Below are 11,702 nucleotides of genomic sequence, written 5' to 3'. Positions count from 1 at the left end.
GTAATGCCCGATAAGGCGTAGCCGCCCGCGGGCAATTAACGCAGCATCAGGCGCATGGCGCAGCGTAGTTCGTACGTCTGCCCGTGCGCCGCTTCGTCTTCTCTTTTCTGGCGCAGCAGAGCAGGAAGCGTCTCGTCAGCCAGCATTTCAAACCCCAATCGTGCGTACAATGGCGCATTCCACGGCACATCGCGGAAGGTGGTCAGCGTGAGCGATGTATAACCTTTCGCGCGCGCCTGTTCGGCAACATAGCCAATCAATCTGCGACCAATACCTTTTCCCTGCCACTCCAGATGCAGTGAAAGTTCAGCAATAAACAGCGATGACCCCAGCGTTTCGGCAACTAAAAAACCGACCGGATGCTCGTCGACCTGCGCCAGCCAGCTCATGCCAGCAGCGGCAAATGCCCGATGCTCGTCAACCGATATAGTCTGGTCGTCAGCAATCCACGCCAGTTCGGGGATGAGTAAAAAACGTTGCCCCGCAGATCGTTCGATGGCGGGAAGAGCGGCAGTTTCTGCCAGAGTGGTGGAGCGTAAGGTGATGTTCATTTGTCGAGCATAACATGCCCGATAAGCGCGGTGTTATCGGGCATCATGAGGATTAATCTTTACGCGGATCGCTGATGGGTTGGCGCACCAGGAAGATGTAGGCGAGGGCTCCCACCATGGTGACGCAGCCACAAATGATCAGCGCCAGACGGAAAGAGTTGGTGGTATCAACAATAAATCCGGTGACGATTGGTGCAAACGACGCGCAGATAAAGCTGGCAAAGTTCTGGATACTGCCCACGGAGGCGGTCATGCGTGAGGCGACGGCTACGTGGATCAGGCCCCAGCACGAGGTGCCGGCGAAGTGGATACAGAACAGCGCCATACCGATCAGTAATACGGCGGCCATCGACGTTGTGGCCTGCGGCACGATGAAAGTGAAGGCCGCAGAACAGAACATCCCGGCGATAATACAAATCTTACGGCTCTTAATCGGTGCCATACCGCCTTTCACCAGCCAGTCGGTGACAAAACCGTTAATTAACATGCCGGCTGCGCCAAACAGGAATGGGATCGCTGCCATTAATCCGGTGCTTTTTAAATCCAGGTTGTAGGAGGTTTGCAGGTAGCCTGGCAGCCACGCCAGATATAACCACGCGGTGTAGTTGATGCCGCTAAAGCCCAGCATCATGCCCCACATAGTGCGGTTGCGGAACAGGCTGCGCCATTCGGCAAAGCTCAGCGGATCGCGGCGGGCATTGACGCTACCGGCGTTCAGATACGCTTGTTCAGTAGCGCTCAGCGCAATCTGCTCGCGGTTGCGATACAACATGTACCAGCCGATGGCGAGGAAAATACCCAGCACGCCGATGGTAATAAACATCCAACGCCAGCCCATCACCAGCATCATGGCAGCCAGAATCGGCGGGCTAATGGCAACACCGATGGTGGAAGCAGCGTTGAATAACCCCATTGGGCGACCGCGCTCTTTGATGTTAAACCAGTCGTTGATGACCTTTACGCCGCACGGGTTCATGGGCGCTTCGCCGATCCCCATCCCGATACGCACGAGAACAAACTGAGTGAAGCTGTGAACCATGCCAGACATCGCCTGAAACAGCGACCAGAAGAACATCCCCAGCCCCAGCATAATGCGCGGACCTTTGCGATCCAGCAGCGGGCCGCAGGGCAGCTGTGCAATACCGTAAGCGAGAGAAAACACTGACAGCAGTACGCCGATTTGCGTGGCGCTCAGCCCCAGTTCTTCACGAATCGTTAAGTTGGCGACCGACAGTGAACTGCGGTCGAGATAATTAATCACCGCAGCAAAAAATAATAAAATCATTGCTGTGGTCTGAATACGTTTTATTCGGCTACTGCGTTGCACCATGCCCTCAGGCGGAACGTTAATATCCGCAGATGACGACGTGCCAAACGAAGAACTCGGGTCGAGGGTAATATTATTTTTTTCCACGCCGGACTCCTGAACCTCAATAATTTATTTTCACACAGCCGGGCTGTGCAGTATTGAAAAATACCAGTGATGAATCAATTTGCTCATCACCGCTCACAAAAGTTTTTAATGCAGTCGACTTAGCGTGAGCATAGGCAAGCGGTATTTTTCCGGCGTTTTTATTTTTATAAAATCGTGCTCCCGGTAATGGTTTGCTGTTTTTTATCGGTACTTAATGAGCGGCGCTATGGCTTTGGTTGATGGAGCGAATCATCGATTGTTTGGCTGAATTCAAATGGTTACAGAGCGCCAGGGTGGCATCCAGGTCGCTGCGGCAAATCAGTGCGCTGAGGATGGTCATATGCTCATCAATGGCAATGATATTGCGCTGCTTGAGGTCGCTTTCATCCCACTGATAATGAAAGTGGAAAATCACGGAGATAATTTCAAGTGATTGATTAAAAAATATATTATCTGCTGCGGAGAGCAGTAAAGCATGAAACTCACGGTCTAACTGCGAGAACATACGAAAGCTGCTGCCGATGCTGTCGCGCAGGACCCGGTGGCGCTCAAGCAGTGTTTTAGCCTGCAACCAGCGCGGGTCATCGTCGGGCAGATTGAGAAAATGCTGCAGGGAATGGGTTTCCAGCATCTCTCTGAGTTCAAACAGCTGTTCCGCATAGGCCTGATCGAACTGCTTCATGCTCCAATGGCCGCGTTTTTCGTTTTTGATCAGATTGTAACGTTCGAATTTTAAAAGATATTCTCTCACCACCACCGGGCTGACCCCCGCAGCTCTGGCAAGCTGTAGTTCGGAGAAACTCTCCCCTGCGCGTAGCTGACGCTGGTTGATCATGGTGAAAAAAGCCTGCTCAAAAATCCGGTTTTGCTCAGTCATGGAGGCGGTTGTACAGGCAAAACCGTCGTCATGGTCGGGTTTACGTACGATGACATAGTGGCTGCCGACCTGGGTCAGCACGCCGCACTCGCCTAAGTGGCTCAGCATATGGCGCACGGTGGTGCGGCTGATGTTGTACATCTCCGCCAGCGCGCTCTGCGACGGGAGGGGGGAAGGGATATGGCCACGCGCCATATCGTCAATCATCTGGTTAATCACATTGTGACGTAAGTTCTGCGAACGGCTCATGGCTTCTCCTTTTTGCGTATTAAAACCCGATTTAAAACATTTTTATGCGCTGGGATTCACAGATTGTGTTTCTGCTTTCTCCGGCTTTTTTATTTTCGTTGATATCTGAGGCAACAAAAAAACAGGAGAGCAGAATCATGTCTACGATGAATACGTTGATTTGCCAGGAACCTAAAAAATTAGTCTGGAAAGAGCGTGAAATACCTATTCCGGGTGAGGGTGAAGCATTAATAAAAATTAAATCAGTCGGGATTTGCGGTACCGATATTCATGCCTGGGGTGGCAATCAGCCATTTTTCAGCTATCCACGTGTACTGGGTCATGAAATATGTGGGGAAATTGTCGGGCTGGGCAAAAATATACAGAATCTGAAAAATGGTCAGCAGGTGGCGGTTATTCCTTACGTGGCCTGCCAGCAGTGTCCGGCCTGTCTGAGCGGGCGCACTAACTGCTGCGAGAAGATTTCGGTGATTGGCGTGCATCAGGATGGCGGCTTCAGCGAATACCTGTCCGTACCGGTCACCAACCTGTTGGATGCGCAGGGAATTGATCCGCAGGCGGCGGCGCTGATTGAGCCTTATGCCATTAGTGCGCATGCGGTACGCCGGGCGGCGGTGGCTCCGGGTGAGCAGGTGCTGGTGGTCGGTGCCGGTCCGATTGGTCTGGGCGCGGCGGCGATTGCCAAAGCCGATGGCGCACAGGTGGTGGTCGCCGATACCAGTCCGGCTCGCCGGGAGCATGTGGTTTCCCGGTTGGGGCTCCCGGTTATCGATCCGTCTGCTGAAGATTTTGATGCGCAACTGCGTGACCAGTTTGGTGGTTCGCTGGCGCAAAAGGTCATTGATGCCACGGGCAATCAGCATGCGATGAACAACACGGTGAATTTGATTCGCCATGGCGGCAGCATTGTTTTCGTTGGGCTATTCAAAGGCGATTTGCAGTTCTCCGATCCGGAGTTCCACAAAAAAGAGACCACCATGATGGGCAGTCGCAACGCCACACCGGAAGATTTCGCCAAGGTAGGCCGCCTGATGTCGGAAGGCAAACTGACCGCCGACATGATGCTCACGCACCGTTACGCGTTTGCCACACTGGTAGAAATCTACGAACGGGATGTGATTAACAACCGTGAGCTGATTAAAGGCGTGATCACGTTCTGAGAGGGGAAATGCGATGAAGACATTGAATCGACGTGATTTTCCGGGAACCAGTTACCCAACGCGCGTGATCCAGTTTGGTGAAGGGAATTTCCTGCGGGCGTTTGTCGACTGGCAACTGGATATCCTCAACGAGCAAACCTTTTTGAACGCTGGCGTGACCATCGTTCGCCCGATCAATAGCGATTTTCCACCGTCGCTGAATACCCAGGACGGGCTGTATACCACGCTTATTCGCGGGCTAAACGCGCAGGGCGAAGCGGTGAGCGAGGCGCGGCTGATCCGTTCGGTGAATAACGAAATCAATCCGTATCAGGACTTCGCGGCGTATCTGGCGCTGGCCCACAATGCGGATATTCGCTTTGTGTTTTCAAATACCACCGAAGCCGGAATTAGCTATCACGCGGCAGACCGGGTCGATGATGCGCCGCCGGTAAGCTTTCCGGCTAAACTGACGCGTCTGCTGCTGGAACGTTTTAATCATTTTGAGGGCGCAGTGGATAAGGGCTGGGTCATTATCCCGTGCGAGCTTATCGACTATAACGGTGAGGCGCTCAAAACGCTGGTACTGCGGTATGCACAGGAGTGGCAGCTTCCCCCGGCGTTTGCCGACTGGGTGGCGACGGCAAACACCTTCTGTTCCACGCTGGTCGACCGCATTGTCACTGGCTACCCGCGAGAAGAAGCCGCCGCGCTGGAAGCTTCGCTTGGCTATCACGATGCGTTTCTCGATACCGCGGAGCATTTTTACCTGTTTGTGATTCAGGGGCCGCAGTGGCTGGCCGAGGAGCTGAATCTGGCGCAGTGCCCGCTGAACATACGGGTAGTGAGCGATATCAAACCGTACAAAGAGCGTAAGGTCGCCATTCTCAATGGCGCGCATACGGCGTTGGTGCCGGTGGCCTGGCTGTGTGGCCTGGAGACTGTCGGCGAAGCGATGCAGGATGCCGATGTCCGTCACTTTATCGAGCGGGCGATTAGCGAGGAAATTATACCGGTATTGGATCTCCCGGCGGATGAACTGCGTGAATTTGCCGACGCGGTGAGTGGGCGTTTTCAAAACCCCTACATTCGTCACCAGTTGCTTTCCATTGCGCTTAACGGGATGACCAAATTCCGTACCCGAATTTTGCCGCAACTGCTGGCGGGCCAGCAAAATGGGCGCTGGCCCGTGCGGTTAACGTTCGCCCTCGCGGCGCTGCTGGCGTTTTATCGCGCAGAGCGGGAGGGAGAACGCTATCCGATACAGGATGATGAGCAGTGGGTTAGCCTGTATGCCAGTCTGTGGCCGCGAGTTGGCAAAGATTTAACGCTGCGTGAACTGGTGGATACTGTGCTCGGCGATGCGGCGCACTGGGGTGAAGATTTGACGTTGCTGCCCGGGCTTGCCGGGCTGGTGACGGCAAACCTGGAAATGATTCTGGTGCAGGGTATGCGCCAGGCAGTGAAAAGTCTGGAATAAGGTTGCCATGCAGCGCCCGGTGTGGTGTTGGGCGCTGTTTTTTTTTCAGACAATAAATGCGGCTAGCTGTAAGACTGATAAGCGAAGCGCCATCAGCCATTTCATGTTACGAGCCCTGAGCGACCACTTTGATTTCAACCATCCCGATCCCCAGTTTACGCGGCGAGTGGCCGAGAATATTGCCCTCGTTGGTGGCGACCGGATCGGGCGGGACAATCACCAGCGTATCGGCATCCGCCGGGTTATCAAAATGCAAGGTAGTGGTAGTGACATCATGGCCTAACACCAGCGTCTGTTCCTCGTGGCCAACGCGTACGGGAATAGGGCGATTGGCGTTGTCGCCGAAGGCTTTCGCTGTAATGACCAGATCGAATTTCTTCGGCAGCGGGGCCTTGTACTCGATGGTCACCTCTTTGCTGAGCTGCGCATTGGACCAGCGTCCCCAGGATTCGGGGCGTGAAATGCCGCTAAACTGTTTAACCTCTTCCGGCGCGCCCGCCACGTTGAAGACGAAGCTGTCGGCTTTGTAGCGAATGTCGTTATCGACAATTTTCAGCGTATCAACGTTACCTTTGTAGCGCTCCATGTCGATCACCGTGTCTTTAAACACGGTTTTACTTTTCCATTTGGCTTTGTCGACGTGCTGCACGATTTGCTGTCCGCCTAACTGGCCTTGCGATACGCACCAGTCGGTGGAGAGCGCCAGCTCCGGGGCCCATAGCTGCGCCATTTTGTAGCAGCGATCAACCCAGACAAAGTTATCTCGCGGCGCGAAATCTGCCAGTTGGAAGCGCAGCGGGGCCGAGTATTCGCTTTCCGGCAGCGGCTCGACGCGTTTGTCCGATACGCGCAGCAGCAACGGCAGGCGGAAATGGCTGCCGGAGAAAGAGATCATGTTTTTGTCCTGGTCGACGGTGAACTCTTTCATCTCTTTCGGGAAATTCCACAGGCGGATGATATCGGGCTTCCACGCCAGCATTTTTTCTTTGATGTTCAGGAACACTTCAGACACGGATTCGCTCGACAAACTGCTGCGGCCAAGACCGATAAAGTTATCGCCACCGAGAATATCCAGTACCGTTGCCCCGTTATCCATCGTGTTACGCTTCACCGCCAGCGTCTCCTGCTGTGGCTGGTCGCCGCGCAGCACGAAGAACAGGTTGTTGCGATCCTGCTTGTTCAGATACTTCCATGCGGTGTTGTTCATCGCCAGATGATCGGAAGAAACCACGATAACGGTATCTTTGAACCACGGTGAGGCTTTGATCTTATTGATAAATTCGGCAATGTTTTCCTGGCTGCAGCTGACCGCGCTGAAGGATTGGTTGGCCATCCCGTCGATGTCATAACGTTTACGGTTGCAGCTACGTGAGATAAATCCATCTGGATGATGGGTATCCACGGTCAGCGTAAATAGTGAAAAGCGCTGGCCCGAACGCGAAAGCTCTTCGAATTTTTTCCATGCTTCATCCAGCACGGTATCGTCGTAGAAGCCCCAGTCGTTGCGATAGGCCGGGTCCGCAACCACGCTTTTTAACTCTTCCGCACCGTAGAGATGATCAAAACCGTGAGATTTCAGGAACACGTCTTTGCCGGCAAAGCGCAGGTTGGCTCCCTGCACAAAGTAGTTTTGATAGCCGGAGTTTTTCAGGATATCGCCCAGACAGATATTGTTGGGGAAGAAGCTGGAGACCGATGCCGAGGCGTTACCTTCAAACGGCGCAAACAGCGGAATACCGCACTGGGAGGCGACCATGCCAGCGATGGTGTAATCGGTACCCGGCAGTTGCATGGTATTGCTGAAATCCAGCCCTTCGTTTTTCAACGCACCGAGTTCCGGGGTCAGATCCGGGAACGCGTCATTGTTAAAATAGGTGCGCTCGAGGCTTTCGCCATAGATATAAACCAGGTTCAGCTTCGGGTTGGGAATCGTTTTTGACGGCTCTTTATAATAGGTTGGGAAATCCGGATCGCCATCGCGCGACTGCGACTTTACCAGTTCGGTTATCTGGTGAAACGCCGGGCTGGCATCTACGGAGGCCAGCGCCAGCAGCAGGGCCAGCAGACTGTAACCCACATGATGCGGATGATGGCGACGGCGGCGCAGAATCCAGCCGAGAGCGACAAAAACGGTCGTCAGGACCAGCGCAATCCCGACACCAGGTAAGATATATTTTCCAATTCCCGCGCCGGTCAGGCTGTTGGTCAGCGTGTACAGAACCGCGTCATTGATACCGTCGCCGGTGAAATAGTCACTGGCATACAGCGTGATATTCAAGACAATAAAAATCCCCAGTACCGTTAACGTGGCAGCAAACCACCAGGTATTGCGACCCGCTTTCCAGGCGTAAATCAGCACTGAAGCGAGAAACAGAGTGATGGAGATGAGTTCTGACAACGAGCGATCCTCAGTAAACCGGGCAAACGCCAGGCAGGCTAATGATTTTGGGAAAGCACAATGTAATAGCGATGTTGCATTGCTGCAATTGTAGTGACATTAAATTACGTTGTTATTCAGAATTGGTTTAGATATGCGTGTTTTTTGCGGGGATTTACTGATTATTTGACGTGTGAATTTTATGGGGAGCAGGTTGATGCCGCGCAGGATATACGCGGCATGTCGTGCGTCAGGAAATGAAGTTCATACCCTGTTTTAACACCAGATCGCAGGCCTTGGTTTTTACCTGCTTCGCCAGCGAGCTGTTGCCAATTGTGTTCAGGTCCAGTTGTTGACCATCTTTGGCGTTGAGCAGCCCCTGAATGCCGTCCATATAGTTGGTGTCTTGTTTCTGCTCTGGAGCACTGAGGCCCAGTTTATCCAGCACCTGGTTTTTGACGTTCTGCGTGTCGGTGACCGAGGCCAGTTTCTGTTTCGCGCAATATTCCAGGATCCCGGCGGCGTTATTCATGCTGCTGGAGGTCAGCGACTGATTGCTGCCATTCAGTAGACTGGTCAGGGAAGAGAGCGACGAGCCGCCCTGCGAGCCGGAGCTTTGTTTGCTCAGTTCGCTGGCCGCGCTGGAGAGCGAATCCTGCCAGGAGGCGGCGAAAACGCTGGTCGAGATGAGCGTGCTGGCGGCAAGCGCACAGCACAGCAGACGTTTGGTTGTTTTCATCATTATATGCAACTCGTGTTATGCCTTTTCAGCGCAGTATAGCGCCGGCAGTCTTAGGAGTGGTCCTAATACGTTAATACTCTTTACCGGTTACCCGACTACGGTAGCTTTCCCAGTTGAAGTTTACCCATAAGCTATTGCCTAAGCGCATACGATCCATGACCCGTTCGCCGAGAAGTTTATTCATTTCATCCATGGTCAGGTTGGTCAGCATACCGGTTGGCCGTTTAGAGGACGAGCGACGATCGACGATCTGGTTGATGATCACCTTTTCATAGCGGGATTCGGTCTGCACCCCGATTTCGTCGATCACCAGCAAATCGACATTGCTGAGATCGTTGAGTAGCTGTTCTTCGCTGGTTTCACGGTTGCTGAAGGTATCTTTCATGGCTGACATAATGTCCGCAACGGTGATAATCAGCACCGACTTGCCGCGCAGCAGCAGTTCGTTGCAGATAGCGGCGGCCAGATGGTTTTTGCCGGTGCCGGGCTTGCCAGAGAAAATAAAACTGGCGATGTTGCCGTCAAACTCTTCAACGTACTGGCGAGCTTTGCTCAGGGCGTTCATCTGACCTTCGCATTCCACCCGATAGTTATCGAACGAACAGTTCTGATGCAGTGGACGAATACCGGAACGGTTGAATGTGCGCTGCATTTTCATGGCTCGGTTTTCACGGGCCAGCGCTGCGGCGCGAATTTCACCTTGCTCTTTTTGCCATGCCAGCAGCTCCTCGCCCGTTTTAAAGGCTGGCTCGACATTAGCCGGCATCATTTTTTGCAGACGTTTCATCAGGTCGCCAACGTTTTTCATCGTTATCCTCTAAAACCCGGTGGAATATGGTTGTCAGGCTCGCTGACACTGTTCACATCGCGCTTCGGCATTCCGCCATTGCTGGCCCGGCCAATCTGGATGCTGCGTGCCAGTTTTTGCTGCCACTGAATATGGTGAAAGACTTTGCCTTCGGCCTGCCAGTAGGCGACAAATGAGGCCAGTTCCTCGGCGGTGATCGGTTCTCTTAACGCCACGCCCCACAGGGCGGCCTGGCGCTGAAAGTCGGCATCGGGCTGCCAGTCAGCGTACATCGCAAATTTCCCCATTGGCACGACAACAGGAGCGGTTTGCGGCTCTTCATAAAATTGTGCATCCAGCGTCACATCGCTTCCCGGGCGTGACAGCTTCTCTTCAAGCGCTAACAACTCGGCCAGTCGTGCAGGCGTCACCGCGTAAAATGCTGGCGCGTTATTGGCGAATACGGCTACGGCGCCGTCCGCAGACCTGGCCAGCACCGTGTGGTGATCGTGTAGTAAGGCGTCAATGCTAGTGACGTCCGGCGTCAAAATTTTGCTGGGCATAATGTTTCTCAATACTGAACAACAACCGAGAAGGGGACTGCTTTTATAGTAACACAGAGAAGAAGGAGAGCAGCAGATGAGGGGGGCGATTCCCCTCTCTGCGAGGAGCTAACAAAGCGTGCCGCTAAACACGCGGGCGTTTGCGATACAGCCATAATCCCGGTACGGATAGCCCGATAGAGAGCGCTCCGACAATCGATGAGGCTTTCAGGAAATTGGTCAACAGCGTGATCATCAGCGCTTCGCTGTAACCAAAATGGCCGATTTTTACCGCCGAGATCATGGCGGTATAGGCCGAGATCCCAGGGAACATGGGGATTACTGCCGCAACGGTGAAGACTTTCGGATGCGCCAGATACCAGCGTGACCACTGGATCCCAATGCAGCCCACCAGTAGCGACGCCATAAAGGTTGACCATTCGATATTAAATCCTGCGCTCATCATCACCATTCGTGAACCGTGGCCGAGTGCGCCGAGTAACGCGCACCAGGGGAGCGCCCGATGTGGTACGTTAAATACCATGGCAAAACCAAGCGCAGGTATTGCCGACAGGATCATGTCCTGCATTAGCGCCAAAATGAAATCGATCACGCCCATCCGCGAAGCCCCCATAAGGTCATCGACATGACTACGCCAATGCAGGTCGCCAGCGTCAGCAGACTGGCAATAGCCCAGCGAGCGAGCCCAGTATTAATGTGTCCCTTAAACATATCCGCGACGGAGTTGATCAACGGAAAACCCGGAACCAACAGCAGCACGCTGGCGGCCATGGCGATGGTTGGTGTGTGGTTAAACGTCGGCAAGGTCAGCAGCAGACCAGAAATCGAGGTTGCCACAAACGCAGTAATGCAGAAGTTGATTTGCGGGTGCAAATGCCGGGACGCCAGAATCTGGCGAATATACATTGCCACCATACTGGCGAAAAAGGTGATCACCGCGCCATCCCATCCGCCATTATTGAGTTTACAAAAGCAGGCGCAGGACAAGCCGACCATAAAGGCGACCAACCATCTTGGATAGCGCAGCGGTTTAATCTGGCTAAAGCGTTTCTCAACGCCTTTAACATCCAGCAGTTTGTGTTCCGCCAGAATAACGATGTGCTGCACCTCCGTCACGACGTGCATGTTAATTCCGCGATCCTGATTTTTTCGCGTTGAAGTCAGGCACTGCCCGTCTTTAATGGTGGTCAGGACGATGGCGTTAGAGGAGATAGCGCTTTCTACGCTATCCATGCCAAGCGCCAGCCCGAGGCGGGTGGATAGCTCGTCAACCAGCGCACTTTCTGCCCCATGCTGAAGTAAAAAAAGACCGCATTGAATACATAACCGTGTAACCGTTCGCTGTGACGACTGCTCTGTTTGCATGACTCGCTCTGACTGAAAAGGATCTCTTTGCGTGGCGGATGTCTTCTTTTTATCATGAAGCATGATCCTGTTGGCTCTGGCTAAGATCAATCTTTGCGTCGAAAAAAGATGCAGATCGTACGTCTGATGCGTTTGCACACCTCACTTGCTTATCAATA

The 11,702-nt window shown here is 53.4% G+C and carries 11 protein-coding genes; 2 read left to right on the top strand and 9 right to left on the bottom strand.

Annotated features, from left to right (window positions below; genetic code table 11):
- Positions 1 to 35: 35 nt before the first annotated feature.
- The 3 genes from HV037_RS20550 to HV037_RS20540 all read right to left on the bottom strand — a co-directional run bounded on the left by HV037_RS20550 (position 36) and on the right by HV037_RS20540 (position 3,091).
- Positions 36 to 551 carry a GNAT family N-acetyltransferase gene (locus tag HV037_RS20550; RefSeq protein WP_019078305.1) on the bottom strand — a complete coding sequence of 172 codons (516 nt, stop codon included), beginning with the start codon at positions 549 to 551 and terminating at the stop codon, positions 36 to 38.
- 52 nt (positions 552 to 603) lie between these two features.
- A complete protein-coding gene (locus HV037_RS20545; RefSeq protein WP_016155619.1) occupies positions 604 to 1,965 on the bottom strand; it encodes an MFS transporter in 1,362 nt (453 codons plus the stop codon).
- A gap of 211 nt (positions 1,966 to 2,176) precedes the next feature.
- Complete coding sequence (locus tag HV037_RS20540) at positions 2,177 to 3,091, bottom strand: GntR family transcriptional regulator (protein ID WP_047414521.1); 915 nt, start codon at positions 3,089 to 3,091, stop codon at positions 2,177 to 2,179.
- A 137-nt stretch (positions 3,092 to 3,228) separates the two neighbouring features.
- Between HV037_RS20540 and HV037_RS20535 the strand changes: the two genes are divergently transcribed.
- Positions 3,229 to 4,251 carry a zinc-binding alcohol dehydrogenase family protein gene (locus HV037_RS20535; RefSeq protein ID WP_181500138.1) on the top strand — a complete coding sequence of 341 codons (1,023 nt, stop codon included), beginning with the start codon at positions 3,229 to 3,231 and terminating at the stop codon, positions 4,249 to 4,251.
- 13 nt (positions 4,252 to 4,264) lie between these two features.
- Positions 4,265 to 5,710 (top strand): tagaturonate reductase, encoded by a 1,446-nt coding sequence (locus HV037_RS20530; RefSeq protein ID WP_019078309.1) that lies wholly within the window; start codon positions 4,265 to 4,267, stop codon positions 5,708 to 5,710.
- A 106-nt stretch (positions 5,711 to 5,816) separates the two neighbouring features.
- Here the strand turns inward: HV037_RS20530 and opgB are convergent, their stop codons facing one another.
- From opgB to HV037_RS20500, 6 genes are all read right to left on the bottom strand, one after another.
- Positions 5,817 to 8,108 (bottom strand): phosphatidylglycerol--membrane-oligosaccharide glycerophosphotransferase, encoded by a 2,292-nt coding sequence (gene opgB, locus HV037_RS20525; protein ID WP_103283455.1) that lies wholly within the window; start codon positions 8,106 to 8,108, stop codon positions 5,817 to 5,819.
- Between the two features lie 229 nt (positions 8,109 to 8,337).
- Positions 8,338 to 8,829 (bottom strand): DUF2501 domain-containing protein, encoded by a 492-nt coding sequence (locus HV037_RS20520; RefSeq protein ID WP_016151586.1) that lies wholly within the window; start codon positions 8,827 to 8,829, stop codon positions 8,338 to 8,340.
- A gap of 70 nt (positions 8,830 to 8,899) precedes the next feature.
- The gene (gene dnaC, locus HV037_RS20515; protein WP_101700348.1) at positions 8,900 to 9,637 is read right to left on the bottom strand and encodes a DNA replication protein DnaC; all 738 of its coding nucleotides are present in this window, start codon (positions 9,635 to 9,637) and stop codon (positions 8,900 to 8,902) included.
- 2 nt (positions 9,638 to 9,639) lie between these two features.
- Positions 9,640 to 10,179, bottom strand: a complete 540-nt coding sequence (gene dnaT, locus HV037_RS20510; RefSeq protein WP_103283456.1) for a primosomal protein DnaT — start codon at positions 10,177 to 10,179, stop codon at positions 9,640 to 9,642.
- Positions 10,180 to 10,303: 124 nt separating this feature from the next.
- Entirely contained in the window at positions 10,304 to 10,777 is a 474-nt protein-coding gene (locus HV037_RS20505; protein ID WP_016151589.1) for a threonine/serine exporter, read from the bottom strand.
- Positions 10,768 to 11,544 (bottom strand): threonine/serine exporter ThrE family protein, encoded by a 777-nt coding sequence (locus HV037_RS20500; protein ID WP_016155624.1) that lies wholly within the window; start codon positions 11,542 to 11,544, stop codon positions 10,768 to 10,770. The genes HV037_RS20505 and HV037_RS20500 overlap by 10 nt, the downstream gene beginning before the upstream one ends.
- Between the last annotated feature and the right edge of the window lie 158 nt (positions 11,545 to 11,702).

It is taken from the genome of Citrobacter sp. RHBSTW-00017, assembly GCF_013797615.1.
In the GTDB taxonomy this organism is placed as follows: domain Bacteria; phylum Pseudomonadota; class Gammaproteobacteria; order Enterobacterales; family Enterobacteriaceae; genus Citrobacter; species Citrobacter braakii.
The sequence above is the reverse complement of the archived record's forward strand: the minus strand, read 5'-3'. Positions and strand labels throughout refer to the sequence as shown.